Here is a 24,383-nt window from a genome sequence, read left to right on the forward strand (position 1 = left end):
TCATCCTGTGATGCGAGGCTTTTGTGGCGAGGGAGCTTGCTCCCGCTTGAGTGCGCAGCACTCACAAGATAGGCATTGCCGACAAATTTTGGGGCCGCTTAGCGGCCCAGCGGGAGCAAGCTCCCTCGCCACGACCATGCGTACCACCAGGTTGCGGTTTCAAAAGAACAGAGGCGGCTCGCCGCCCCTGTAACGATCAAAGAGATTTGCGGAGTTCGCCATGGCCATCGCCGTTCCACTGAACGCGGGCACCAGCCCCACCCTCAAGCAGCGACTCAAGCGCGCCGAGCGGCTCAACCGCTGGAAGGCCCAGGCCCTGATCGCGCCGCTGGTGCTGTTTCTGTTGCTGGTGTTTCTGGTGCCGATCGTGGCGCTGCTGTTCAAAAGCGTCAGCAACCCGGAAGTGGTGGGCGCGATGCCGCGGACCGTCGCTGCCGTCGCGGCTTGGGACGGACGCGGTCTGCCGGGCGAGCCGGTGTACAAGGCTGCCAGTGAAGATCTGGCCGAAGCCCGCAAGAATCAGACCCTGGGCGACTTGTCCAAGCGCCTGAACATGGAACTGGCCGGCTACCGCAGCCTGCTGACCAAGACTGCTCGCGCGCTGCCGTTCGCCACCGAGCCGGTCTCTTATAAAGAAGCACTGGAGAGCCTCGACGAACGCTGGGGTGACCCCGCGTACTGGCAGGTGATCCGGCGCAACACCAGTAATGTCACTCCGTACTACCTGCTGGCGGCTGTCGATCACCGCATCGACGATCTCGGTGAACTGGCCCCGGCCACCCCCGACCAGGCGATCTACCTGGATATTTTCACCCGTACTTTCTGGATGGGCCTGGTGATTACCGCCATCTGTCTGGTGCTCGCCTATCCACTGGCTTACCTGCTGGCGAACCTGCCGTCACGCCAGAGCAACCTGTTGATGATCCTCGTGCTGCTGCCGTTCTGGACCTCGATCCTGGTGCGGGTGGCGGCGTGGATCGTGCTACTGCAGTCGGGCGGATTGATCAACAGCGCGCTGATGGCCATGGGCGTCATCGATAAACCGCTGGAGCTGGTGTTCAACCGCACCGGCGTCTACATCTCCATGGTCCACATCCTTCTGCCGTTCATGATCCTGCCGATCTACAGCGTGATGAAGGGCATCTCGCCCACCTACATGCGGGCGGCGATCTCCCTGGGCTGCCACCCGTTCGCCAGTTTCTGGCGGGTGTATTTCCCGCAGACCTACGCCGGCGTAGGTGCCGGGTGCCTGTTGGTGTTCATCCTCGCCATCGGCTACTACATCACCCCGGCACTGCTGGGCAGCCCGAACGACCAGATGGTCAGCTACTTCGTCGCGTTCTACACCAACACCAGTATCAACTGGGGCATGGCCACGGCGCTCGGCGGATTGCTGTTGCTGGCGACCATCGTGCTTTATCTGATTTACAGCTGGCTGGTGGGCGCCAGTCGCCTGCGCCTGAGCTAAGGGGAGATCGAAATGCTGAGTCCTTACATGTCCCCCGTCGAGCGGGTGTGGTTCTACAGCTTGCGCATACTCTGCGGGCTGATCCTGTTGTTCCTGATCCTGCCGGTGCTGGTGATCATTCCGTTGTCGTTCAACTCGGGCAGCTTCCTGGTTTATCCGCTGCAGGGCTTTTCGTTGCAGTGGTACCACGATTTCTTCGCTTCGGCCGAGTGGATGCGGGCGTTGAAGAACAGCATCATCGTGGCCCCGGCGGCAACGCTGCTGGCGATGATCTTCGGTACGCTGGCGGCGATCGGCCTGACTCGTGGTGATTTCCCGGGCAAGGCGCTGGTGATGGCCCTGGTGATTTCGCCCATGGTGGTGCCGGTGGTGATCATTGGCGTCGCGAGCTACCTGTTTTTCGCGCCATTGGGGATGGGCAACAGCTTCTTCTCGCTGATCATCGTCCACGCGGTGCTCGGTGTGCCGTTCGTCATCATCACCGTCTCGGCGACTTTGCAAGGGTTCAACCACAACCTGGTCCGCGCTGCTGCCAGCCTCGGGGCTTCGCCATTGACCGCGTTCCGTCGCGTGACCTTGCCGTTGATCGCGCCGGGCGTCATCTCTGGTGCGTTGTTCGCCTTCGCGACTTCGTTTGATGAAGTGGTGGTGACCCTGTTCCTGGCCGGCCCGGAGCAAGCGACCCTGCCACGGCAGATGTTCAGCGGTATTCGCGAGAACCTGAGCCCGACCATCGCCGCCGCGGCTACGTTGTTGATCGCCTTCTCGGTGATCCTGCTGCTGACGCTGGAATGGCTGCGTGGGCGTAGCGAGAAGCTGCGTACGACCCAAGTCTGAGGCCTGCAAAACCAGTGTGGGAGCGAGCCTGCTCGCGAATGCGGTGTACCAGTCGACATAATTGTTGACTGACGGTCCGCTTTCGCGAGCAGGCTCGCTCCCACATCCGCTCCTCGGTGCATTCATAAGCTGAATGACAGACCACCCCCCAATACCGAGCTATCCTTGTGCCAGCCCCCACTCGAACAAGAGGCCGCGCACATGAGTCTTTCCTCATTCAAGATCGCCCACAAACTGATCACCGGCGCCGCTGCCATCGAGCAACTGGCGGCGGAGCTGACACGGCTGGATGTCGATAACCCGTTGATCGTCACGGACGCGGCGCTGGTCAAGTCGGGCACCGTGGAGTTGGCGCTGCAGCATTTGGGCGGGCGCGACTACGAGATTTTCGACCGGGTCATGCCCGACCCGGAAATCGCCATCGTCGAAGATTGCATGCAAGCCTACCGCGACGGCGGGCATGACGGCCTCATCGGCCTGGGTGGCGGCAGCGCCATCGACATTGCCAAGTGCGTGGGCGTCTATGCCGGTTATCACGGCGAGCTGCAGGATATGTTCGGTGTCGATCAGGTGCCGCGCAAAGGTCCGCCCATGATTGCCATTCCCACCACCGCCGGTACCGGTTCGGAAGTCACCAACGTGGCGATCCTCTCTGACAAGGCCGCACAGCTGAAAAAGGGCATCGTCAGTGATTTCCTGCTGCCGGACGTGGCGCTGGTCAGCCCGCAGATGACCCTGACGTGTCCGCGCAGCGTGACCGCCGCCAGCGGCGTTGATGCGTTGGTGCATGCCATCGAGTCGTACCTGTCACTCAACGCCTCGCCGATCACCGATGCCCTGGCCATCGGCGCGATCAAGCTGATCACCCGCGCCTTGCCCAAGGCCTACGCCAACCCGTCCCACTTGCAGGCCCGTGAAGACATGGCCACCGCCAGCCTGATGGCCGGTATGGCGTTCGGCAATGCCGGGGTCGGCGCCGTGCATGCGCTGGCCTATCCGCTGGGCGGACGTTTCCATGTCTCTCATGGCGTCGCCAATGCCTTGTTGCTGCCGTATGTCATGCACTGGAACAAGATGGCCTGCGTCGAGCGCATGCGCGATATTGCCGAAGCCATGGGCATCAAGACGGCTCATTTGAGTGATATCGAAGCCGCGGACGAGGCCGTGGAGGCCATGGCCGCGTTGTGTGCCGCGGTGGAAATTCCCAAGGGCCTGAGTGGCCTGGGCGTCACCGAGGAGGTGATTCCGTCCATGGCGGCGGAGGCGGCGGGTATAGAGCGGCTGATGCGCAACAACCCGCGCAAGCTGAGCGCCGGCGATATCGAGAAGATCTACCGAGCGGCGTATTGATCGTGCGTCACGGTGGGCGCGCCAAATCTTGAGGTATACAATGCGCGCCATCGTGATTTCGCTCAAAACAGGTGCGTCATGCAGCCCTTCGCTATTGCTCCGTCGATTCTCTCCGCCGACTTCGCCCGCCTGGGCGAGGAAGTGGATAACGTTCTGGCCGCCGGGGCCGACATCGTCCACTTCGATGTCATGGACAACCACTACGTACCCAACCTGACCATCGGCCCGATGGTCTGCGCGGCGTTGCGCAAATATGGCATCACCGCGCCAATCGATGCGCACCTGATGGTCAGTCCGGTGGATCGTATCGTCGGTGATTTCATCGAGGCCGGTGCCACCTACATCACTTTCCACCCGGAAGCCACGCTGCACGTCGACCGCTCCCTGCAATTGATCCGCGAAGGCGGCTGCAAGGCCGGCCTGGTGTTCAACCCGGCCACGCCCCTGGACGTACTCAAGTACGTGATGGACAAGGTCGACATGATTCTGCTGATGAGCGTCAACCCGGGTTTCGGCGGGCAGAAGTTCATTCCGGGCACGCTCGACAAGCTGCGCGAAGCCCGCGCCCTGATCGATGCCTCGGGCCGGGATATCCGCCTGGAAATCGACGGCGGCGTGAACGTGAACAACATCCGCGAAATCGCCGCGGCCGGTGCCGACACCTTTGTCGCCGGTTCGGCGATCTTCAACGCACCTGACTACCAGGCAGTGATCGAAAAGATGCGCGCCGAACTGGCCCTGGCACGTCCATGAGCGGCTTCGAGCAGCTGTTTCCCGGCAGCCTGCCGCGTCTGGTGATGTTCGATCTCGACGGCACGCTCGTCGACTCGGTCCCGGACCTGGCGGCCGCCGTGGACAATATGCTGCTCCAGCTCGGGCGTCCGCCTGCGGGCATCGACGCCGTGCGCCAGTGGGTCGGCAACGGCGCGCCGATGCTGGTGCGCCGGGCCCTGGCCAATCACATTGATGCCCAAGGCGTTGATGAGGCCGAGGCCGAGCGGGCACTGGAGCTGTTCAACGAAGCCTATGAAGGCAACCACGAACTGACCGTGGTTTATCCGGGCGTGCGCTCCACCCTCAAATGGTTGCACAAGCAGGGCGTGGAAATGGCGCTGATCACCAACAAGCCGGAGCGTTTTGTCGCGCCGCTGCTGGATCAGATGAAGATCGGCCGTTATTTCCGCTGGATCATCGGCGGCGACACCTTGCCACAGAAAAAGCCCGACCCGGCCGCGCTGTTCTTCGTCATGAAAATGGCCAACATCCCGGCGTCCCAATCGTTGTTTGTCGGCGACTCGCGCAGCGACGTGCTGGCGGCGAAGGCGGCGGGGGTCAAATGTGTTGCCCTGAGCTACGGCTACAATCATGGCCGACCGATTGCCGAGGAATTTCCGACATTGGTGATTGATGATCTGCGCCTGCTAATTCCCGGTTGCCTGGACCCGGCCGCTGAGATAACGTTGCCCGACGCTGTTCAATCCTCTTCTGGAAACGCCATCGTGGTGGTCACTCGCAAACTCTGGATGAAAGTCATGAAGGCCCTGGCCCGCTGGCGTTGGCGCGCCTGACGTGATCCTGGCCGGTTATCCGGCGCGTTTGCATACCTGACTGTCAGCTCCTCTTGCCACGAGGCACCCCATGATCCGCGAAGAATTTCTGCGTCTAGCCGCTGCCGGCTACAACCGCATCCCGCTTGCCTGCGAAACCCTGGCCGACTTCGACACGCCGCTGTCGATCTACCTCAAGTTGGCCGACCAACCCAATTCCTACTTGCTCGAATCGGTGCAAGGTGGGGAAAAATGGGGTCGCTATTCCATGATCGGCCTGCCGTGCCGCACCGTGCTGCGAGTCCATGACCATCGCATCAGCGTGACCTGCGATGGCGTCGAAATCGAAAGCCACGAAGTCGAGGATCCGCTCGCGTTCGTTGAATCCTTCAAGGCCCGCTACAACGTCCCGACCATCCCCGGCCTGCCACGTTTCAACGGCGGCCTGGTGGGTTATTTCGGCTACGACTGCGTGCGCTATGTGGAAAAACGCCTGGGCACCTGTCCGAACCCCGATCCGCTGGGTGTGCCGGACATTCTGCTGATGGTCTCCGATGCGGTGGTTGTCTTCGACAATCTCGCCGGCAAGATGCACGCCATCGTCCTGGCCGATCCGTCCCGTGAAGATGCCTACGAGCAAGGTCAACAAAGCCTTCAGACGTTGCTGGAAAAACTCCGCCAGCCGATCACCCCGCGTCCCGGCCTGGACTTCAGCAAGCAGTCGGCTGCCGACCCGGTGTTCCGTTCCAGTTTCACCCAGGGTGACTACGAAAAAGCCGTCGACACCATCAAGGAATACATCCTGGCGGGCGACTGCATGCAGGTCGTGCCGTCGCAACGGATGTCGATCGACTTCAAGGCCGCGCCGATCGATCTGTACCGGGCGCTGCGCTGTTTCAACCCGACGCCTTACATGTATTTCTTCAACTTCGGTGACTTCCATGTCGTGGGCAGTTCGCCCGAGGTGCTGGTGCGGGTCGAGGAAAACCTGATCACCGTGCGGCCGATCGCCGGCACACGGCCACGCGGCGCCACGGAGGAAGCGGACCGGGCGCTGGAAGAGGACCTGTTGTCAGATGCCAAGGAAATCGCCGAGCACCTGATGCTGATCGATCTGGGGCGCAACGACACTGGCCGGGTTTCCGAAGTGGGCTCGGTAAAGCTCACCGAGAAAATGGTCATCGAGCGCTACTCCAACGTGATGCACATCGTGTCCAACGTCACCGGGCAATTGAAGGCGGGGTTGACGGCGATGGACGCCTTGCGAGCGATCCTGCCGGCGGGCACTTTGTCTGGCGCGCCGAAGATCCGCGCCATGGAAATCATCGACGAGCTGGAGCCGGTCAAGCGCGGTGTGTACGGCGGAGCCGTCGGCTACTTCGCCTGGAACGGCAACATGGACACGGCCATCGCCATCCGCACCGCCGTGATCAAGAACGGTGAACTGCACGTGCAGGCCGGCGGCGGCATCGTCGCCGACTCGGTGCCCGCGCTGGAATGGGAGGAAACCCTGAACAAGCGTCGGGCAATGTTCCGTGCCGTGGCCCTGGCCGAGCAGACCCCAAGCGACTGAAGGCTCTTGCCGAACAACTGTGGCGAGGGAGCTTGCTCCCGCTGGCCTGCGAAGCGGGCCCATCAAATCGATGCGACTGCTGCGCAGTCGAGCGGGAGCAAGCTCCCTCGCCACAAGGGCTTTCGGTTACTACAGGATTCAAAAATCCAGGCTGACCCCCAGGCTCACTCCTTGCTGGGTAAAATCATCATCCTTGCGCAACGTATAACCGCCCCGCAGCGCCAGATCGCTGGTCAACTTGTGGCTGATCCCCAGGCTCAGGCGATTGAGGTGGCTTTGTGGGGTGTAGCCCTCCAGCGTGAAGTCATTGGCCGGCAAGCTGTTGAGGGCGATGTTCACCTTTTGCGTATCGTCCTCATACTCGCGCTCGTGGGCATACTCCCCATACACCTGGGTCTGGCGGGTAAAGTTGTATTTGCCCTGCAAGCCGATGCCCAGGCGTTTTGAATCGCGGGTCTGGTCGTCGAAAGTCAGCGCCGTGGAGCGGCTGCCCTGTTCCGAGTAACCATCGACCTCGACCTTCGCATAATCGGCGCTGACAAACGGTGACAGGTGCCATTGGCTGCCCGGCTGGGCAATGTCGTAGCCTACGCGCGTGCTGAATGCCCAGAGATGACCATCGGTATCGCCTTTTTCCTGCGCCTGGCTGACGCCCAGGTCGAATTTGCGCTCCAGGTTGTCGTAGTCGAGCTTGCCGCCGGTCAGCGCAGCGTCGGCCCACCAGCGGTTCTGCTGGAACTGGGCGAACGCGGTGGCGAGGTAGCTGTTGAGCTTGTAGTTCGAATCGTTGCGGCCTGCGTCCATGTTCTGGCGGTACAGACCGGCGGCCACGCCGATGCGCCAGGCTTCGTTGAGACGGTAACTGCCGCCGATGTTCAGGTTGTAGCCACTGCCGTCGGCGCTTGCACCGCTGCCTTGGCTATCAATGTCCAGATGCTGGCCGCCGCCGGCAACAATCGCCCGCCATTGACCTACCGCCTGCCAATCCTCCCAGTCCGATTGCCATTGGCTGCGCAATTCATCCTGGTGGGCGCGCAAGGTCGAGTGGGCCATTTCCGGCAGCAAGGTCAGTTCCCACGGCGCTGCGAGCAGGGAATAGGCGTAGTCGGCAATCAGCTTCTGCCCGGTTTCGGTGGGGTGAACCGCATCGTTGTAGATCAGCTTGCTCGGATCAGGCGTGGCGCTGTTGATGCCGTAGGTGGGGTTTTCCGTACAGCTGTTGCCGCTGAAGCAACTGGCGGTGAGGTTCTCGCCGGTGGCAAGGCCGAATCGTCCAGGATCGGCAAAGGTTTCCTGCAACAATAGCGGAACGTTCAGCGGAATGATCTCGGCATCGATGCCCTGCAACCGCGTGACCAGTTGCTGGTTGAACCGATTGCTGAGCAGCGAGACCGTTCCCTGCAGGGGGGTGCCGTTGAGGGCCGGCGTCAGGCCCAGGTCCGGCAGCAACCAGACCATCACATAGCGGGCTCCGGCGGTTTGCAGCACTTGCACGCTGTCGGCCAGGCGGTCCGCGGCGGCATCCGCCTGGGCGATGCTCAACACTCTGCCTTGAAGAAAATCATTGCCGCCGCCGGAGAGGTAATACAGCGCATTCGGGTCGGCACGCAGGCCATTGGCTGGCAGATAACCCGCCCGGCTGCGCTCGCCAGTGGCGGAAATATTGGTGATCGAGTCCAGTATCTGGTCGGTACGATAACCACCTACAGCCCAGTTGTTGCCGTCCGCGAGTCCTTCGCGGGCACGCACTGCCGAAGTGGACGCGGCGGTTTCATCGGCGGAGAAGCCCAGTCGTCCACCGAGCAGTTGGGTCGCGTTTGCAGAATAGGCTTCGCCGCTGCCATCCAGGTAGACCGGGCCGGTGCGGTTGGTAAAACGCAAGGTTGAGCCGGGCGGGCCGTCGGGATCGCTGAACTGACCGGCGTCGCTGAGACTGTCGCCGAACACGATGAAATTGGAGTAGGGATTGGGGGCAGCAATCGCCTGAGCGCAGGCCATGGTCAGCAGGCAGCTGGCGATGGGGATGAACAAGGTCGGCTTGATCATGAGAAGGTCCTTTTCAATCTTGTTTTTTATCGGAAGAAACGAAACGACAGTACCAAAAGCTTCCGGCGGTCTGCCACCCAATCCCGGAGCGTAGCGATTGTTTGCGGGCCCTTCGGGTCCGTCTTATTGCGTGCTCCGCCCAGCTAAGTTACTGTGCCGGAACGTATGAACGAGACTTCCCCCGTGTCGATTGTCAGCAAACTTCTGAATCAATTGATCAAGGCTCACGCCCGTTGGCGTTGGCGCGCCTGAACGTTCCATGCCGGCCTCGCCGGACCTGTACCGATTTGCCTTCTTTACCCGTTTGGAAACCGCTTCGCAGGCGCATCATTCGCCTGTCCAGCGCAGCACCGTGCGGGTCACTCTTCGAAGGCTGTATTCCAAGTCAGTGTATTCAATAGGTTGTTTACGCCATGTTGCTGATGATCGATAACTACGACTCTTTTACTTACAACGTTGTGCAGTACCTCGGCGAGCTGGGCTCCGAGGTCAAGGTCGTGCGCAACGATGAGCTGACCATTGCCGAAATCGAGGCCCTCAAGCCCGAACGCATCGTCGTCTCGCCCGGCCCTTGCACGCCGACTGAAGCGGGCATCTCCATCGAAGCCATCAAATATTTTGCCGGCAAGCTGCCGATCCTCGGTGTCTGCCTGGGGCACCAGTCGATCGGCCAGGCGTTCGGTGGCGATGTCGTGCGGGCCCGCCAGGTGATGCACGGCAAGACCAGCCCGGTATTCCATGAAGACAAGGGCGTGTTCGAAGGCTTGAATCGCCCGCTTACCGTCACCCGCTACCACTCGTTGATCGTAAAGCGCGAAAACCTGCCCGACTGCCTTGAGCTGACCGCCTGGACCCAGCTCGAAGACGGCTCGGTGGACGAAATCATGGGGTTGCGTCACAAGACGTTAAACATCGAGGGTGTGCAATTTCACCCCGAGTCTATCCTCACCGAGCAGGGCCACGAACTGTTCGCCAACTTCCTCAAACAAACCGGCGGCACGCGCTAAGGACTCTCCATGGACATCAAGACAGCCCTGAACCGTATCGTCGGCCAGCTCGACCTGAGCACCGACGAGATGCGCGACGTGATGCGGGAAATCATGACTGGCCAGTGCACGGACGCGCAGATTGGCGCGTTCATGATGGCCATGCGCATGAAGAGCGAGAGCATCGACGAAATTGTCGGTGCGGTCACGACCATGCGCGAGTTGGCGGACAAGGTCGAACTCAAGACCCTTGATGGTGTGGTGGATGTCGTCGGGACCGGTGGTGATGGAGCCAATATCTTCAACGTTTCCACCGCCTCGGCATTTGTCGTTGCGGCGGCCGGCTGCACCGTCGCCAAGCATGGCAATCGTGCGGTGTCGGGCAAGAGCGGCAGCGCCGATCTGCTGGAAGCCGCCGGTATCTACCTCAACCTGACGTCGGTCCAGGTGGCTCGTTGCATCGATAGCGTCGGCATCGGCTTCATGTTTGCCCAGACCCACCACCGCGCCATGAAATATGCCGCGGCGCCGCGTCGCGAGCTGGGCTTGCGCACGCTGTTCAACATGCTCGGCCCGCTTACGAATCCGGCCGGTGTGAAGCATCAAGTGGTCGGCGTGTTCAGCCAGGCGCTGTGCCGGCCATTGGCAGAGGTCCTGCAACGTTTAGGTAGCAAGCACGTGCTGGTCGTCCATTCAAAAGACGGCCTGGATGAATTCAGCCTGGCGGCGCCCACTTTCGTGGCCGAGCTAAAAAATGATCAGATCACCGAATATTGGGTCGAACCTGAAGACCTCGGCATGAAGAGCCAGAGCCTGCATGGACTGGCGGTGGATGGGCCAGCTCAGTCACTTGAGTTGATCCGCGATGCCTTGGGGCGGCGTAAAACCGAGAATGCCCAGAAGGCTGCGGAAATGATCATGCTCAACGCGGGCGCCGCGTTGTATGCCGCCGATCACGCCAGCAGCCTCAAGCAAGGTGTCGAGCTCGCTCATGATGCGTTGCACACCGGCCTGGCCCGGGAAAAACTGGAAGAATTGGGCGCGTTTACCGCCGTATTCAAAGTGGAGAATGAAGGATGAGCGTGCCAACGGTTCTGGAAAACATTCTGGCTCGCAAGGCTGAAGAAGTGGCCGAGCGCCGGGCCCGGGTCAGCCTCGCCGAGCTGGAAGGTCTCGCACGTTCAGCAGACGCGCCTCGCGGCTTTGCCCAGGCGCTGATCGATCAGGCGAAGAAAAAGCAGCCTGCGGTCATCGCCGAAATCAAGAAGGCGTCCCCCAGCAAAGGTGTGATCCGTGAGGACTTCGTCCCCGCCGACATCGCCAGGAGCTACGAGAAGGGCGGTGCGACCTGCCTTTCGGTGCTCACCGACGTCGATTTTTTCCAAGGCGCCGATGACTATCTAAAACAGGCGCGGGCGGCGTGCAAGCTGCCAGTGATCCGCAAGGATTTCATGATCGATCCGTACCAGATCGTCGAGGCGCGGGCCTTGGGTGCCGATTGCGTGCTGTTGATCGTTTCCGCCCTGGATGACGTGAAAATGGCCGAGCTGGCCGCAGTCGCTAAAGGTGTGGGCCTGGATGTACTGGTGGAGGTCCACGACGGCAACGAGCTGGAACGCGCCCTGAAAACTCTGGATACCAAGCTGGTCGGCGTGAATAACCGCAACCTGCATACATTTGAAGTCAGCCTGGAAACCACTCTTGACCTGTTGCCGCGAATTCCACGCGATCGCCTGGTCATCACCGAGAGCGGCATTCTCAACCGAGCCGATGTCGAGTTGATGGAAGTCAGCGATGTGTATTCATTCCTGGTTGGCGAGGCTTTCATGCGGGCCGAAAGCCCGGGTACAGAACTGCAGCGCTTGTTTTTCCCCGAGCGCGGCGTTCCGGTAACCGGCTCGACGCTGGACTGAATCGATGCCTTCAGCCATTGCCTTCACGGTTGAAAGCGGCCTGCAGGCCGAACAGGATCTGCTGGCCAGCGTTTGCGCCGGTGACGCTGAATCCGGCTTGCTGTTCTGGCAACCCAGCGATCGAGCCCTGGTCATGCCGCGTCGCTTGAGTCGCCTGCCAGGTTTTGAACTTGCCTGTGAGGTATCGGCCGCAAGCGGCTGGCCGGTGCTGCTGCGTGAAACCGGTGGCGAGCCAGTGCCTCAATCGGGCGCTACGGTCAATATCGCGCTGGTCTATGCGCCACCGCGAAGTGAAGGTGACCATGGCCGGATCGAGACTGCTTATCGGCGTCTGTGCGATCCGATCTGCCAGTTGCTCGATGAGCTGGGCGGGGTGGCTTCCCTTGGCGAAGTGGAGGGCGCGTTTTGTGATGGGCGCTTCAACGTTAATCTGGACGGCCGAAAAATGGTCGGTACCGCCCAGCGCTGGCGGCAAAGCAAGGGCGGCCAGAGGCCGGTGGGTCTGGTGCATGGCGCCCTATTGCTGGATGACGAGCGCGATTCCATGGTTGCGGCGGTCAATCGGTTCAACGAGGCGTGTGGCCTGGAGCAGCGTGTGCGTGCCGAGAGCCACATTGCCCTGCATGAGAAATTCCCGGCGCCTCATGCGCTGGAACGGCTCGAGGCGCTCTACCGGGAACTGTTGAGCAGCTTTTAGCGCGTCCCGAACACGACCATGGTCTTGCCTTTGACGCTGACCAGATCGCGCTCTTCCAGGTCCTTGAGCACGCGTCCGACCATCTCTCGGGAGCAGCCAACGATGCGGCCGATTTCCTGACGGGTCACTTTGATCTGCATACCATCCGGATGGGTCATGGCGTCGGGCTGCTTGCACAGTTCCAGCAGGCAGCGGGCGACGCGACCGGTCACGTCGAAGAACGCCAGGTCACCGACTTTGCGGGTGGTATTGCGCAGACGCTGCGCGATTTGTCCGCTGAGGGCGTAAAGAATGTCCGGATCCTGCTGCGACAGCTCTCGGAATTTGCCATAGCTGATTTCCGCCACTTCACATTCGACCTTGGCTCGCACCCAGGCACTGCGCTCCTGCTCCTTGCCCGCCTGCTCGAACAACCCCAGTTCGCCGAAAAAATCCCCGGAGTTGAGGTAGGCGATGATCATTTCCCGGCCGTCATCGTCCTCGATCAGGATAGTGACGGAGCCCTTGATGATGAAAAACAGCGTATCGGAGCGGTCGCCTGCGCAAATGATGTTGTGCTTGGCGGGGTAGCGGCGACGCTGGCAATGCATCAAGAGTTTGTCGAGGTTCTTGATCTTGGACGTGGGAGTAATGGCAACCATGGTTGTATCCCGAAAGACTGCGCGGTGTGGTGGTTTGGTTTTTTGGGTGAGGGCGAATGGCTATCGCCAAAAGCTGGCCATACGCCAGCGAGATGGCGCAGCTTAACAGAGGCATTCGTAATAGATTCGAGAATTTACCTACAGGCGCTGGCGTAAGAGGCATCAGGCATCCCGCTGCCATCAACGGGCGCTGTGCTAAGCTGGCGCCCCCTTTTTCTGAACAGTGGAGTCTTGGCGATGAAGGCACGCATCCAATGGGCTGGCGAAGCCATGTTCCTCGGTGAATCAGGCAGTGGTCATGTGGTCGTCATGGACGGCCCACCGGATGCCGGCGGTCGGAACCTGGGTGTCCGGCCAATGGAAATGCTCTTGCTCGGTGTCGGCGGCTGCAGCAACTTCGATGTGGTCAGCATTCTCAAGAAGTCACGCCAGGCCGTCGAAAGTTGCGAAGCGTTCCTTGAAGCCGAGCGCGCGACAGAGGATCCGAAAGTGTTTACCAAGATCCACATGCACTTCGTGGTCAAAGGCCGTGGACTGAAGGAAGCCCAGGTCAAGCGCGCCATTGAGCTGTCCGCCGAGAAATACTGCTCGGCCTCGATCATGCTCGGTGCTGCCGGTGTTGAAATCACTCACGATTATGAAATCATCGAGTTGGGTTGAATCGACATCCAACCATCACAAATGCAGTGCAAGCTCTGGCGGTCAGAAGCCGACATCTGCATAATGCGCCACTTTTTTCAGGGCAATGATCGGCTCGCGGGCTGATCCATTGCCTGGACAGACAACCAAAATCGCCATCGCGAAGAGGTGTTAACCGTCCTACGCAGGTGCGTCGTTCGCATCTGACGGGCATGCTTGATCACGCGGCCGGGCCGCAATACACAGAGAGTTTTCAAACGGTGAAAAGCAAACTCAAGCTCCATGGGTTCAATAACCTGACAAAGACCTTGAGCTTCAACATCTATGACATCTGCTATGCGGAAACTCCGCAAGACCAGCAGGCCTACGTCGAGTACATCAATAAAGAGTACAACGCCAAGCGCCTCACGCAGATCCTCACGGAAGTTGTCGATATCATTGGTGCCAACATCCTGAACATCGCCAGTCAGGACTATGAACCCCAAGGCGCCAGCGTGACCATTCTGATCTCGGAAGAGCCGGTGACACCGACCGAAAGCCAGATCGAAGAGTCCCCGGGCCCGTTGCCTGAAATTATCCTGGCCCACCTCGACAAGAGCCACATCACGGTACATACCTATCCGGAGATCCATCCGGTGGACGGTATCGCAACGTTCCGAGTGGACATCGATGTGTCGACCTGTGGCGTCATTTCACCGCTCAAGGCACTCAACTTCCTGATTCACCAATTCGATTCCGACATCGTGACCGTGGATTACCGTGTGCGTGGCTTCACACGGGACGTGGAGGGCCACAAGCACTTCATTGATCACGAGATCAATTCGATCCAGAACTATCTCTCCGAAGACACTCGCGACGCGTATCAGATGACCGACGTGAACGTGTACCAGGAAAACCTGTTCCACACCAAAATGCTGCTCAAGGACTTCGAGCTGGACAACTACCTGTTCGGTGATGCCACCAGCAACCTGTCCGTTGAGCAGCGTGGCCAGGTGGAAGAGCGTGTGAAGCACGAGATGCTGGAGATTTTCTACGCGCGCAACATGCCGCGCTGAAGATCAAGGCTACAAAAAAAGGCGACTACCTGTGCGGTAGTCGCCTTTTTCAGTTCTGGGAAACCCGATATGTCTGTGGGACAGGCTCCGTATCGCGGTCAGATCCGATAGGTGCTCTTGGTCATGACCTTCGCCAACAGGCTCATGCCGAATTTCACCGGAGCCGGGAAACGAAAACCCCCCGCATCGAGAGCGCTTTCGGCATGCTGTTCTTCATCCTTGCGCATCTGTTCAAGAATCGCCCGGGACTTTTCATCTTCGGCCGGCAGCTGCTCCAGGTGCTCATTCAGATGCTTGCACACTTGATGTTCGGTTGCCGCGACGAAACCCAGGCTGACCTTGTCGCTGATCAGTCCGGCCACCGCGCCGATGCCGAATGACATCCCGTAGAACAACGGATTCAGGACGCTGGTATGGCTACCCAATTGACGAATGCGCTGCTCGCACCAGACCAAGTGGTCGACTTCTTCTTCGGCGGCATGCTCCATCGCCTCGCGTACCTGCGGCAATCTTGCCGTCAGCGCCTGGCCCTGGTACAGAGCCTGGGCGCAAACCTCACCGGTATGGTTGATGCGCATCAGGCCCGCGACATGGCGAGTCTCTTCGTCACTCATCTGTACGTCCGGCTGCACGATTGCCGGCGACGGACGGTACGGCTGGCCACTGAAGGGCAGTAGCGTGCGCATCGCGGTATCGGCTTGCAGCAGCAGGCGGTCAATGGGCGAGTAGTGACGTTGGGTAGTCATGCTTACCTCCGGAAAAAATCACGGCAGCCAGTTTAACCCAATCGGCCGCTGAAGATTTGCGCTGGGTCAGCGGTATCAACCCGGTGGCCAGTTCATCTGGCGCTGCCCCAGCACGTGCATATGAATGTGATAGACGGTCTGCCCGCCAAGTTCATTGCAGTTCATCACCACGCGGAAGCCTTCCTCACAGCCCAGCTCAAGCGCAAGGCGCTGGGCGGTAAACAGGATATGTCCGGCCAATCCTTTGTCTTCCTCGGTCAGGTCATTGAGGGTGCGGATCGGTTTTTTCGGAATCACCAGGAAATGCACTGGAGCCTGGGGGGCGATGTCGTGAAAAGCCAGAACCTGATCGTCTTCATAAATGATCCTGGCCGGAATTTCCCGGTTGATGATCTTGGTAAACAGAGTGTCCACGGCTGCTGCTCCGTTGGGTTGTTTGAGGTCGAGTGTATGAAGGCTCGGTTGGCAAGCCCGGGTTAACCATCCGCAAATCTAGCGTGGACAGTAGGCTTTATTGGACATGCCGCTAAGAATTCGCACCAGCCAGCGCGGCCCGAGTCGGGGCAGGGCGGCGATCCAGCGATTGCGGCGTCCGGGAATGATAATGGCCCGGTCCCTGTCCAGCGCGCGGACAGCGTACAGCGCAACCTCTTCAGGGCTCATCAGCTTCTTATCGTCGCTGGGCTTCTCGTCCCGTTGCCACTCGGCAAAAAAACCGGTGCGGGTCGGGCCCGGGCAAAGTACCGAGACTTTGATCGCACATTTCTTCAGCTCGATTCGCAGGGCTTCGGAAAAGTGCAATACGTACGCTTTGCTGGCGTGATAGGTGCTCATCCAGGGGCCCGGCTGGAATGCGGCAGTCGACGCGACGTTCAGGATCTGGCCGCCTCCATGCAGCGCCATGCTGTTGCCTACGGCGTGACAGAGGCGGGTCAGGGCCAGGATATTCACTTCGATGAGGTCCTGCTCGGTCATCCAGTCCTGGCCCAGGAACGGGCCGAAGGTGCCGATGCCGGCGCAGTTGACCAGCAGGTCGATCCGGCGTTCGCCTTCTTCCAGTTCCAGCAGGAAACCTGAAAGCCGCAAGGGCTCGCTCAGGTCGCAAGCCCGGAACAATACTTCCACGCCAAATCGCTGGGTCAGTTCGATCGCAATACTTTCCAGTCGATCGCGCTGTCGCGCCACGAGTATCAGGTTGCGCCCGCGCCGGGCCAGTGCTTCAGCCAGGGCCAGGCCGATTCCGCTGGAAGCGCCAGTGATCAGGGCGTAACGGGTCATGCAGTTCTCCATCGCAACAGCCCGCCGCCAGTGGACTGGGCTGTCACTGGCATGAAGCGGGCCTATTGTTCCTCTTCTTCTTCGTAGTCTACAGAAGGCGAGGCGGGCTCGGCTGCATCAACGGCCGGTTCTTCGCTGGTCTGGTCACTGTATTCGCTGCTTTCGTAGCTGCTCGAGGCGCCGCTATCGAAGTCCTCTTGGAGAGCACCGAAGATGCCGGCGAAGGTAGCCACGAAAATCAGGACGATCATTACCAGCCACAGCGACGCCAGCAGCTTGACCGCCGTGGTATTGCGCGGCGGTGGTGGGCCGTACTGGTTGGCGCCGGTATTGCCTGGGGCGATGATGAGAATGAACGGGAAGATGCTGCCCACGAATGGCACGAGGTTGATCAGCCACAACCACCCCGACCAGCCGAGATCATGCAGACGCTGGACGTTGAACTGGATGCTCACGAACGCGAAGGCAAGCACGACGACTACAGCGATCAGACCACCGACGACCAACCCGGCTATCGAGTCGGAAGCGAGCAGCCAGTTCGTGGCGACCCAGAAGCCCAGGCCTACCAACGGCAGCATGGCCAGGGTCAGGACCATGGTCCAGGCCAGGTAGCGCAGGCGTCCGATACGTCCCTCGAAGCTGAAGGGTTTGAGCGTGCCGTACTCGGCGAACGTTTCACCCACTGCTGCCCGTGGAGGCGCATAAGGAGAAACAGGATCGATCACGGAGTCCGGCTGGCGGCCGCCCGGCTGCTCCTGGATTTCGCCGAGATTGAGCTGGATGGACGGTTCGGCTTCGATTCGTGCATCGATGCCGCTTTTATGAAGCGCGTCCAGGTACTGTTGCGCTTCATTCTGGGACAGGTTGTTCTTGAGGGACACCTTGCGACCGCTGAACAGTCGTTCAATGGCGCTCACATCACTTTTGAACAGTTCGGCGAGGTTGAGCTTGGCGGTAGTGGTATCTACGCCTGGCAGCAGGGCCCCGTCGAATACAATGTTGAAACGGTTTTCGCTCATGCCTGGCATCCTTGTCTTTCTGGTTGGTTTATTGTGGGTTCAGCGCGGCCAATGGCCGCCAAGTTGTGTCGCTAGGGCTTGCGCCTGCCGGTATTCTTCATCCAGGCGTGCGATCAATTGATCGACGCCGGGCAAATCATTGATGTCACCTACACCCTGGCCGGCGGACCATACGGTCTTCCAGGCCTTGGCTTCATCATTGAGCGGTTTGAGTTTCGCCCCCGCATCCGCCACGCCCTTGCCTTGCAGAGCAGCCAGGTCGAAGCCGGCACTTTCCAGGCTCTGACGCATGAAACTGGCCGGCACCCCGGACACTGCGGGAGTATGCACGATGTCCGCGGCTCTGGATGTGAGCAACATCTCTTTATAAGCGTCGGACGCGTGACTTTCCGTCGTGCCGATAAAACGCGTTCCGAAGTAGGCCAGATCCGCGCCAAGCAATTGCGCAGCCAGAATCTGATGGCCGTGGTTAAGGCATCCCGCAAGCAACAGGGTTTTATCGAAGAACTGCCGGATTTCAGCAATCAGTGCGAATGGGCTCCAGGTTCCTGCGTGCCCACCCGCACCGGCCGCAACGGCAATCAAACCGTCGACGCCCGCTTCGGCGGCTTTTTCGGCATGGCGGCGAGTGGTCACGTCGTGAAATACCAGGCCGCCATAGCCATGAACCGCGTCCACCAATTCCTTCACCGCCCCCAGGCTGGTGATGACGATCGGCACCTTGTGCTCGATACAGATCGCCAGGTCGGCCTGGAGTCGCGGGTTGCTGTGATGGACGATCAGATTGACTGCGTAGGGCGCCGGCTTTTCCAGAGTCGCCAAGCCCGCTTCGATTTCCTCCAGCCACGCCTTGAAGCCGCTGCTTTCACGTTGGTTCAACGCCGGGAAACTCCCGACGACACCGTTGCGGCAGCAGGCCAGTACCAGCTGCGGATTGGAAATGAGGAACATCGGTGCGACCACGACAGGCAGGCGCAGACGTTGTTCAAGCAGAGCGGGCAGCGACATTGGAGGTCCCTCTGATCAGTGGATGCGGTTGGATTAGAACGGCCGGACCACGACCAGAATTACAATAGCCAGCAATATCACGACCGGCACTTCATTGAACCAGCGATAAAAGACATGACTGCGGGTGTTTTCGCCACGGGCGAAGCGCTTAACCTGGGCACCGCACATATGGTGATAGCCGATCAGCAAGACGACCAGAGTCAGCTTTGCGTGCATCCAGCCGCCTTGGGTGAAGTAGGCGCTGGCGTTGAGGCTGAGCAAGCCGATGCCGAACACCAGCGTGGCGATCATCGCCGGGCCCATGATGCCGCGATACAACTTGCGTTCCATGATGGAGAAGCGTTCCTTGCTGACGCTGTCTTCGCTTTGAGCGTGGTAGACGAACAGTCTAGGCAGGTAGAACAGGCCGGCAAACCAGCAGACCATGCTGACAATGTGAAGCGCTTTGAGCCATAGATAGAGCATTTTTGATTATTCCCAGGTTCACGGTAGCCTCGATAGTAGAGGTTAGCGCGGCCACACGTCACCTTGGCGGTTGTCGCAGCGCTGCGGGCGCCCTATCATCGACGGCTTTCCAGTGGTTCGTTGAGGGCAGGTTCATGGTCAAGGTCGGTATCGTCGGCGGCACGGGTTACACCGGTGTCGAACTGCTGCGTCTGTTGGCACAGCATCCGCAAGCTGAGGTGGTGGTCATTACCTCCCGATCCGAGGCCGGCCTGGCCGTCGCCGACATGTATCCGAACTTGCGTGGCCATTACGACGGCCTGGCGTTCAGCGTCCCTGACGTCAAGACCCTCGGGGCCTGCGATGTAGTGTTTTTCGCCACCCCCCATGGTGTCGCCCACGCTTTGGCGGGTGAGCTGCTGGCCGCGGGTACCAAGGTCATTGACCTGTCGGCAGACTTCCGTCTGCAGGACGCAGACGAATGGGCCAAGTGGTACGGTCAGCCTCACGGCGCACCGGAACTGCTGGACGAGGCGGTCTACGGCTTGCCGGAAGTCAATCGTGAAAAAATCAGGCAGGCACGGCTGATCGCGGTGCCGGGTTGCTATCCGACCGCGACGCAGTTGGGATTCCTGCCTTTGCTGGAGGCCGGTCTCGCCGATGCGTCGCGCTTGATCGCCGACTGCAAGTCGGGCGTCAGCGGCGCCGGTCGAGGTGCCAGCGTTGGCTCGTTGTACTCCGAAACATCGGAGAGCATGAAGGCCTACGCGGTCAAGGGGCATCGTCATTTGCCGGAGATTCGCCAAGGGTTGCGTCGCGCGGCAGGCAAGGACGTCGGCCTGACTTTCGTGCCGCACCTGACGCCCATGATCCGTGGTATCCATTCCACCCTCTACGCCACCGTGACCGATCGCTCCGTGGATCTGCAGGCGCTGTTCGAGAAGCGTTATGCCGATGAGCCGTTTGTCGACGTGATGCCGGCTGGCAGCCATCCGGAAACCCGCAGTGTCCGCGGCGCGAACGTATGCCGGATCGCTGTGCATCGCCCGCAGGATGGCGACCTGGTCGTGGTCTTGTCGGTAATCGACAACCTGGTCAAGGGCGCTTCCGGCCAAGCGGTACAGAACCTCAACATCCTCTTCGGGCTGGATGAGCGGCTGGGCCTGTCCCACGCTGGGATGCTGCCTTGATTAAGAGATGCAGGCTGTAAGCTACGAGCCCGTGGCTTATAGCTTGCGGCTTACAGCTGCTGCGCAAATAGTTGACCAATTTTGTCGGAGAAGCGGATAATGCCCGCCATCACGCATTATGGCGGCGTAAGCGCCGGGAGATATTCAGCATGAGCGTCGAAACCTTCACCCCCACGGCTTTGCAATTCACCCACGGTGCCGCGCACAAGGTGAAGAGCCTGGTCGATGAAGAGGGCAATGATCGTTTGAAGCTGCGCGTGTTCGTGACGGGCGGCGGTTGTTCAGGTTTTCAGTACGGCTTCACTTTCGATGAGGAAGTGGCCGAGGATGACACCATCGTCGAGCGCGAAGGCGTCAGCCTGGTGGTCGATCCGATGAGCTTCCAGTACCTGGCGGGTGCCGAGGTGGATTATCAGGAAGGCCTGGAAGGGTCGCGCTTCGTGATCAAGAATCCTAACGCCACCACAACTTGTGGGTGCGGTTCTTCGTTCTCGATCTGATCGCTTCAATAAAAACGCCGCAGAGCCTTACGGCCCTGCGGCATTTTTTTGTCCGCGATTATTGTTCTCAGGCCGGATAAATGGCGCCGAGTACGCGTGGGCCACGGGCCCCAGTGACACTTGGACGGTTGCCTGGAATACCCTCAAGACAGCAATGGGCGAGCCAGGCAAAGGCCATGGCTTCAACCCAATCCGGGTCCACGCCGTACACTGCCGTACTGCCGACTTTGGTAGCTGGTAGCAAGTCAGCCAGGCGCTTCATCAGTGTCTGGTTGTGTGCCCCACCGCCGCAGACCAGCAACTCCTGCGTGTTCGGCTGGGCATGCTGGAGTGATTCGACGATGGTCAGGGCAGTCAGTTCAAGTAGTGTCGCCTGCACATCTTCAGGGGTGAAGGCTGGCAATTGCGATAGATGACGGGTCAGCCAGGACAGGTTGAATACTTCTCGTCCGGTACTTTTCGGGCCCTTGGTTACAAAGAAGGGGTCTCCAAGCAACGTCTTGAGCAAAGTCGGCTCTACTTTTCCGCTGGCTGCCCATTGGCCGTCACGATCAAAAGGCTCGCCTCGCTCCTGGTGTATCCATGCATCGAGCAATACGTTGCCTGGGCCACAATCGAAACCTGATACGGGTTTTGCCAGCTCTATCAGGCTGAGATTGCTGAAGCCGCCGACATTCAGCACTGCACGAGGACCGACTCGTTCTTCGAACAGTGCTTCGTGAAATGCCGGAACCAGAGGCGCCCCCTGTCCTCCGGCGGCGACATCACGGCTGCGGAAATCGCTGACAACGGTGATGCCAGTCAATTCGCTCAAGAGTGCCGGGTTACCGATCTGCACGGTAAATCCGCGGGCCGGTTCATGGCGAATGGTTTGGCCGTGGCTGCCAACCGCGGTGAGGTCTTCAGGCTTGAGCTTCTGTTCGTCGAGTAAGGTATGGATGCCCTGCGCGGCCAGCTTTACCCAGTTCTGCTGGGCGATGGCGGAGCGGGCGATCTCATCGGGCCCACTGCTGCACAGTGCAAGCAACTCGGTGCGCAGGGGCGTGGGCATGGGTATGTAATGCGTGGCGATCAATTTGATCGCCGGGGCCAGTTCGATCAGCGCGATATCCAGGCCATCCAGGCTGGTCCCGGACATCACACCGATATAGAGCGCCATGGCTTAGCGCTTGCTCGAAGCCAGCAGGGTGGCTTTCTCTTGATCCATGCGAGCCATCAGAGGCTGGCTCTGAGCCAGGAAACGGGTGCGCTCGGATTTCGCAATCGGATCGGCCATCGGCAGCTTCTGGCCGAGCGGATCGACGTGAACGCCGTTGACCTGGAATTCATAGTGCAAGTGCGGGCCGGTGGACAGGCCAGTCGTACCGATGTAGCCAATAACCTGGCCTTGCTTGACGGAGCCGCCGGTCTTCACGCCCTTGGCGAAACCTTGCATGTGGCCGTACAGCGTGCGGTAGGTGTTGCCGTGCTGGATGATCACGGTATTGCCATAACCGCCTCGACGGCCGGCCAGCAGTACCTTGCCATCGCCGGCAGCCTTGATGGGCGTGCCGCGCGGAGCTGCGTAGTCGACGCCTTTGTGGGCGCGGATCTTGTTCAGAATAGGATGCTTGCGGCCTGCGGAAAACCTGGAGCTGATGCGGGCGAAGTCGACTGGAGTACGGATAAACGCCTTGCGCATGCTGTTGCCGTCAGCGGTGTAGTAGCTGCTGTTGCCCTGCTTGTTGGTGTAGCGCACCGCCGTATAGGTCTTGCCGCGGTTGGTGAAGCGCGCGGAAAGGATCGGTCCGTTGCCGACGCTTTTCCCATTGACCACTTTCTGTTCGTAGATGACGTCGAACTCGTCGCCCTGGCGAATATCCTGCGCGAAGTCGATGTCATAACCAAACACGCTGGCCATGTCCATGGTCAGGCTGTGGGAAAGGCCGGCGCGGGCAGCCGACTGGGACAACGAACTATTGATGACGCCGTGAACATAGGCGGAGCGCACGGTAGGTTTGGTGGTGACGCGGTTGAATACATAACCCTTTTCGTTTTTGGTCAGGGTGATGCTTTCCAGATCGCTCAGCTTGGTGTGCAGGTTGGTCAACTGCCCGTCTGGATTGAGTTCGAATTCGAGTTTCTGGCCACGTTGCAGTTGAGTGAACTGTTTGGCTTGCTTGTCGCTGGCCAGGATTTCATGGACTGAGGTTGAGGGCAGGCCTACCTTTTCGAAGAGGGTGGAGAGTGTGTCGCCCTTGGCAACAATCACTTCACGGTGGTCCGGTCCTTTCTTCTCTTCTGCAACAGGAGCTTCTACCTGTGCAGTGGCGTTTGCAGTGTCTTCCGGGCTTTCTTCAATCTGCGCAAAAGGCGAGGCGGCCGGTTCGTTTGTGGCTTGAACGGCTTCGGCGGCGTCTTGTTCTTGTGTCAGTTGTTCAGCGGGACTTTCCAGTTCAAGACTCAGAGTCGTCTTTTTGGCTTCGACATCGCTGGAAGGAAATACCAGGAGCGCCAGGCTAAGGAGGGCGGCGATACCACTTGCGGCGAGCAGGTGGGTCTTTGGGTAAAGCGGCGGCGCTTTAGACGGTTCGGTGGTCATAGGTAATTTGACTTTTGAAAAAATGAATTGGAAAAGATGAATGACATGATGAAGATGAAATAACTGTATAAAATATAACCAAAACCCCTGCGAAGCAAGCCCGCGGACGCTCTGTCTATGGGATTGGCGTTCGTGCACCTGGCAAACCTTGTATTTGGTGCGCGATCTTGTATGGTTGGGGCCCTTTGAATCTGAGCCTTGCGGGTCTGTTATGAAGTCGGTTGAAGAGCAGCTAGCGCTGATCAAACGTGGTGCGGAAGAACTGTTGGTCGAGTCCGAGCTGATCGAAAAGCTCAAGCGCGGGCAGCCGCTGCGTATCAAGGCCGGTTTCGATCCGACGGCGCCCGATCTGCACCTGGGGCATACCGTGCTTATTAATAAGCTGCGTCAGTTCCAGGACCTGGGGCATCAGGTTATCTTCCTTATAGGCGACTTCACCGGCATGATCGGTGATCCGAGCGGCAAAAGTGCCACGCGTCCTCCGCTGACTCGTGAGCAGGTTCTCGACAACGCCGAGACCTACAAGACTCAGGTCTTCAAGATTCTTGACCCGGCCAAGACCGAAGTGGCTTTCAACTCCACTTGGATGGATCAGATGGGGCCGGCGGATTTCATACGTCTGACTTCCCAATACACCGTAGCTCGCATGCTCGAGCGCGATGATTTCGACAAGCGTTATACAACCAATCAGCCAATCGCCATCCATGAGTTCCTCTATCCGCTTGTGCAGGGTTATGACTCGGTCGCATTGCGGGCGGACGTCGAGCTTGGCGGTACCGATCAGAAGTTCAACCTGCTGATGGGGCGCGAGCTGCAGCGCGGCTATGGGCAAGAAGCTCAGTGCATCCTGACCATGCCATTGCTG

25 protein-coding genes (1 of these 25 only partly in view) are annotated in these 24,383 nt (G+C 59.7%); 15 read left to right on the forward strand and 10 right to left on the reverse strand.

The window, feature by feature from the left end; genetic code table 11:
- The first annotated feature begins 220 nt into the window (after positions 1-220).
- The 6 genes from J3P84_RS03045 to trpE all read left to right on the forward strand — a co-directional run bounded on the left by J3P84_RS03045 (position 221) and on the right by trpE (position 6,775).
- Positions 221-1,468 (forward strand): ABC transporter permease, encoded by a 1,248-nt coding sequence (locus J3P84_RS03045; protein ID WP_434627724.1) that lies wholly within the window; start codon positions 221-223, stop codon positions 1,466-1,468.
- A 12-nt stretch (positions 1,469-1,480) separates the two neighbouring features.
- Positions 1,481-2,305, forward strand: coding sequence for an ABC transporter permease (locus J3P84_RS03050; RefSeq protein ID WP_305498415.1), 825 nt, complete (start codon positions 1,481-1,483; stop codon positions 2,303-2,305).
- 201 nt (positions 2,306-2,506) lie between these two features.
- Positions 2,507-3,655, forward strand: coding sequence for an iron-containing alcohol dehydrogenase (locus tag J3P84_RS03055; RefSeq protein ID WP_434627729.1), 1,149 nt, complete (start codon positions 2,507-2,509; stop codon positions 3,653-3,655).
- A gap of 78 nt (positions 3,656-3,733) precedes the next feature.
- Positions 3,734-4,408, forward strand: a complete 675-nt coding sequence (gene rpe, locus J3P84_RS03060; RefSeq protein WP_434627731.1) for a ribulose-phosphate 3-epimerase — start codon at positions 3,734-3,736, stop codon at positions 4,406-4,408.
- A complete protein-coding gene (locus J3P84_RS03065) occupies positions 4,405-5,223 on the forward strand; it encodes a phosphoglycolate phosphatase (RefSeq protein WP_434571435.1) in 819 nt (272 codons plus the stop codon). Before rpe ends, J3P84_RS03065 begins: the two co-directional genes overlap by 4 nt.
- 70 nt (positions 5,224-5,293) lie before the next feature.
- Positions 5,294-6,775, forward strand: coding sequence for an anthranilate synthase component I (gene trpE, locus J3P84_RS03070; protein ID WP_434627734.1), 1,482 nt, complete (start codon positions 5,294-5,296; stop codon positions 6,773-6,775).
- 138 nt (positions 6,776-6,913) lie between these two features.
- On the opposite strand, the gene estP is transcribed toward trpE, so the two are convergent.
- Complete coding sequence (estP, locus tag J3P84_RS03075) at positions 6,914-8,821, reverse strand: esterase EstP (protein WP_434627737.1); 1,908 nt, start codon at positions 8,819-8,821, stop codon at positions 6,914-6,916.
- 413 nt (positions 8,822-9,234) lie between these two features.
- Here estP and J3P84_RS03080 point away from each other — a divergent pair, with 413 nt between their 5' ends.
- The 4 genes from J3P84_RS03080 to J3P84_RS03095 are packed head-to-tail and all read left to right on the forward strand — an operon-like array spanning position 9,235 to position 12,417.
- Positions 9,235-9,828 (forward strand): aminodeoxychorismate/anthranilate synthase component II, encoded by a 594-nt coding sequence (locus J3P84_RS03080; RefSeq protein WP_434627740.1) that lies wholly within the window; start codon positions 9,235-9,237, stop codon positions 9,826-9,828.
- 9 nt (positions 9,829-9,837) lie between these two features.
- Positions 9,838-10,887: an anthranilate phosphoribosyltransferase gene (gene trpD, locus J3P84_RS03085; protein ID WP_434627743.1), complete on the forward strand. Its 1,050-nt coding sequence runs from the start codon at positions 9,838-9,840 to the stop codon at positions 10,885-10,887.
- A complete protein-coding gene (gene trpC / locus J3P84_RS03090; RefSeq protein ID WP_434627746.1) occupies positions 10,884-11,720 on the forward strand; it encodes an indole-3-glycerol phosphate synthase TrpC in 837 nt (278 codons plus the stop codon). Before trpD ends, trpC begins: the two co-directional genes overlap by 4 nt.
- A gap of 4 nt (positions 11,721-11,724) precedes the next feature.
- Positions 11,725-12,417 (forward strand): lipoate--protein ligase family protein, encoded by a 693-nt coding sequence (locus J3P84_RS03095; protein ID WP_434627749.1) that lies wholly within the window; start codon positions 11,725-11,727, stop codon positions 12,415-12,417.
- On the opposite strand, the gene crp is transcribed toward J3P84_RS03095, so the two are convergent.
- The gene (gene crp / locus J3P84_RS03100) at positions 12,414-13,058 is read right to left on the reverse strand and encodes a cAMP-activated global transcriptional regulator CRP (RefSeq protein ID WP_434627751.1); all 645 of its coding nucleotides are present in this window, start codon (positions 13,056-13,058) and stop codon (positions 12,414-12,416) included. The two genes, J3P84_RS03095 and crp, sit on opposite strands and share 4 nt — an antisense overlap.
- 237 nt (positions 13,059-13,295) lie before the next feature.
- Between crp and J3P84_RS03105 the strand changes: the two genes are divergently transcribed.
- The gene (locus J3P84_RS03105; RefSeq protein WP_008061600.1) at positions 13,296-13,718 is read left to right on the forward strand and encodes an OsmC family protein; all 423 of its coding nucleotides are present in this window, start codon (positions 13,296-13,298) and stop codon (positions 13,716-13,718) included.
- 239 nt (positions 13,719-13,957) lie between these two features.
- On the forward strand, positions 13,958-14,752 hold the full coding sequence (speD, locus tag J3P84_RS03110; protein ID WP_434571448.1) for an adenosylmethionine decarboxylase: 795 nt from the start codon (positions 13,958-13,960) through the stop codon (positions 14,750-14,752).
- A gap of 98 nt (positions 14,753-14,850) precedes the next feature.
- On the opposite strand, the gene coq7 is transcribed toward speD, so the two are convergent.
- The 6 genes from coq7 to hemJ all read right to left on the reverse strand — a co-directional run bounded on the left by coq7 (position 14,851) and on the right by hemJ (position 19,268).
- Entirely contained in the window at positions 14,851-15,498 is a 648-nt protein-coding gene (gene coq7 / locus J3P84_RS03115) for a 2-polyprenyl-3-methyl-6-methoxy-1,4-benzoquinone monooxygenase (RefSeq protein WP_305498429.1), read from the reverse strand.
- Between the two features lie 75 nt (positions 15,499-15,573).
- Positions 15,574-15,912 (reverse strand): histidine triad nucleotide-binding protein, encoded by a 339-nt coding sequence (locus tag J3P84_RS03120; RefSeq protein WP_305498431.1) that lies wholly within the window; start codon positions 15,910-15,912, stop codon positions 15,574-15,576.
- A 78-nt stretch (positions 15,913-15,990) separates the two neighbouring features.
- The gene (locus J3P84_RS03125; RefSeq protein ID WP_434627755.1) at positions 15,991-16,776 is read right to left on the reverse strand and encodes an SDR family NAD(P)-dependent oxidoreductase; all 786 of its coding nucleotides are present in this window, start codon (positions 16,774-16,776) and stop codon (positions 15,991-15,993) included.
- A 62-nt stretch (positions 16,777-16,838) separates the two neighbouring features.
- Positions 16,839-17,795 carry a DUF805 domain-containing protein gene (locus J3P84_RS03130; RefSeq protein WP_434571454.1) on the reverse strand — a complete coding sequence of 319 codons (957 nt, stop codon included), beginning with the start codon at positions 17,793-17,795 and terminating at the stop codon, positions 16,839-16,841.
- Positions 17,796-17,834: 39 nt separating this feature from the next.
- Positions 17,835-18,803 carry an NAD(P)H-dependent flavin oxidoreductase gene (locus tag J3P84_RS03135; RefSeq protein WP_434571456.1) on the reverse strand — a complete coding sequence of 323 codons (969 nt, stop codon included), beginning with the start codon at positions 18,801-18,803 and terminating at the stop codon, positions 17,835-17,837.
- Between the two features lie 33 nt (positions 18,804-18,836).
- Positions 18,837-19,268: a protoporphyrinogen oxidase HemJ gene (hemJ, locus tag J3P84_RS03140; RefSeq protein WP_305498435.1), complete on the reverse strand. Its 432-nt coding sequence runs from the start codon at positions 19,266-19,268 to the stop codon at positions 18,837-18,839.
- Positions 19,269-19,402: 134 nt separating this feature from the next.
- Here hemJ and argC point away from each other — a divergent pair, with 134 nt between their 5' ends.
- Both argC and erpA read left to right on the forward strand, forming a co-directional pair.
- Positions 19,403-20,437, forward strand: a complete 1,035-nt coding sequence (gene argC, locus J3P84_RS03145; RefSeq protein WP_305498436.1) for an N-acetyl-gamma-glutamyl-phosphate reductase — start codon at positions 19,403-19,405, stop codon at positions 20,435-20,437.
- 149 nt (positions 20,438-20,586) lie between these two features.
- Complete coding sequence (gene erpA, locus J3P84_RS03150; protein WP_003177727.1) at positions 20,587-20,937, forward strand: iron-sulfur cluster insertion protein ErpA; 351 nt, start codon at positions 20,587-20,589, stop codon at positions 20,935-20,937.
- A gap of 67 nt (positions 20,938-21,004) precedes the next feature.
- Here erpA and J3P84_RS03155 read toward each other — a convergent pair whose 3' ends face one another.
- A complete protein-coding gene (locus J3P84_RS03155; protein WP_434627760.1) occupies positions 21,005-22,096 on the reverse strand; it encodes an anhydro-N-acetylmuramic acid kinase in 1,092 nt (363 codons plus the stop codon).
- 3 nt (positions 22,097-22,099) lie between these two features.
- Positions 22,100-23,518: a peptidoglycan DD-metalloendopeptidase family protein gene (locus J3P84_RS03160; RefSeq protein WP_434631145.1), complete on the reverse strand. Its 1,419-nt coding sequence runs from the start codon at positions 23,516-23,518 to the stop codon at positions 22,100-22,102.
- Positions 23,519-23,729: 211 nt separating this feature from the next.
- Between J3P84_RS03160 and tyrS the strand changes: the two genes are divergently transcribed.
- A protein-coding gene (tyrS, locus tag J3P84_RS03165; protein WP_434627763.1) for a tyrosine--tRNA ligase crosses the window boundary here: on the forward strand, positions 23,730-24,383 show its 5' portion. It continues 546 nt past the right edge of the window; 654 of the gene's 1,200 nt are visible here — the first part of the coding sequence; its start codon is at positions 23,730-23,732; its stop codon lies beyond the right edge, outside the window.

This window comes from Pseudomonas sp. Z1-29 (assembly GCF_051131995.1).
Taxonomy (GTDB): Bacteria; Pseudomonadota; Gammaproteobacteria; order Pseudomonadales; family Pseudomonadaceae; genus Aquipseudomonas.

Excerpts from the sequence above, each read along its gene's own strand:
- J3P84_RS03045 (WP_434627724.1), top strand. The coding sequence starts at position 221 with ATGGCCATCGCCGTTCCACTGAACGCGGGCACCAGCCCCACCCTCAAG.
- J3P84_RS03050 (WP_305498415.1), top strand. The coding sequence starts at position 1,481 with ATGCTGAGTCCTTACATGTCCCCCGTCGAGCGGGTGTGGTTCTACAGC.
- J3P84_RS03055 (WP_434627729.1), top strand. The coding sequence starts at position 2,507 with ATGAGTCTTTCCTCATTCAAGATCGCCCACAAACTGATCACCGGCGCC.
- rpe (WP_434627731.1), top strand. The coding sequence starts at position 3,734 with ATGCAGCCCTTCGCTATTGCTCCGTCGATTCTCTCCGCCGACTTCGCC.
- J3P84_RS03065 (WP_434571435.1), top strand. The coding sequence starts at position 4,405 with ATGAGCGGCTTCGAGCAGCTGTTTCCCGGCAGCCTGCCGCGTCTGGTG.
- trpE (WP_434627734.1), top strand. The coding sequence starts at position 5,294 with ATGATCCGCGAAGAATTTCTGCGTCTAGCCGCTGCCGGCTACAACCGC.
- estP (WP_434627737.1), bottom strand. The coding sequence starts at position 8,821 with ATGATCAAGCCGACCTTGTTCATCCCCATCGCCAGCTGCCTGCTGACC.
- J3P84_RS03080 (WP_434627740.1), top strand. The coding sequence starts at position 9,235 with ATGTTGCTGATGATCGATAACTACGACTCTTTTACTTACAACGTTGTG.
- trpD (WP_434627743.1), top strand. The coding sequence starts at position 9,838 with ATGGACATCAAGACAGCCCTGAACCGTATCGTCGGCCAGCTCGACCTG.
- trpC (WP_434627746.1), top strand. The coding sequence starts at position 10,884 with ATGAGCGTGCCAACGGTTCTGGAAAACATTCTGGCTCGCAAGGCTGAA.
- J3P84_RS03095 (WP_434627749.1), top strand. The coding sequence starts at position 11,725 with ATGCCTTCAGCCATTGCCTTCACGGTTGAAAGCGGCCTGCAGGCCGAA.
- crp (WP_434627751.1), bottom strand. The coding sequence starts at position 13,058 with ATGGTTGCCATTACTCCCACGTCCAAGATCAAGAACCTCGACAAACTC.
- J3P84_RS03105 (WP_008061600.1), top strand. The coding sequence starts at position 13,296 with ATGAAGGCACGCATCCAATGGGCTGGCGAAGCCATGTTCCTCGGTGAA.
- coq7 (WP_305498429.1), bottom strand. The coding sequence starts at position 15,498 with ATGACTACCCAACGTCACTACTCGCCCATTGACCGCCTGCTGCTGCAA.
- J3P84_RS03125 (WP_434627755.1), bottom strand. The coding sequence starts at position 16,776 with ATGACCCGTTACGCCCTGATCACTGGCGCTTCCAGCGGAATCGGCCTG.
- J3P84_RS03130 (WP_434571454.1), bottom strand. The coding sequence starts at position 17,795 with ATGAGCGAAAACCGTTTCAACATTGTATTCGACGGGGCCCTGCTGCCA.
- J3P84_RS03135 (WP_434571456.1), bottom strand. The coding sequence starts at position 18,803 with ATGTCGCTGCCCGCTCTGCTTGAACAACGTCTGCGCCTGCCTGTCGTG.
- hemJ (WP_305498435.1), bottom strand. The coding sequence starts at position 19,268 with ATGCTCTATCTATGGCTCAAAGCGCTTCACATTGTCAGCATGGTCTGC.
- argC (WP_305498436.1), top strand. The coding sequence starts at position 19,403 with ATGGTCAAGGTCGGTATCGTCGGCGGCACGGGTTACACCGGTGTCGAA.
- erpA (WP_003177727.1), top strand. The coding sequence starts at position 20,587 with ATGAGCGTCGAAACCTTCACCCCCACGGCTTTGCAATTCACCCACGGT.
- J3P84_RS03155 (WP_434627760.1), bottom strand. The coding sequence starts at position 22,096 with ATGGCGCTCTATATCGGTGTGATGTCCGGGACCAGCCTGGATGGCCTG.
- J3P84_RS03160 (WP_434631145.1), bottom strand. The coding sequence starts at position 23,518 with ATGACCACCGAACCGTCTAAAGCGCCGCCGCTTTACCCAAAGACCCAC.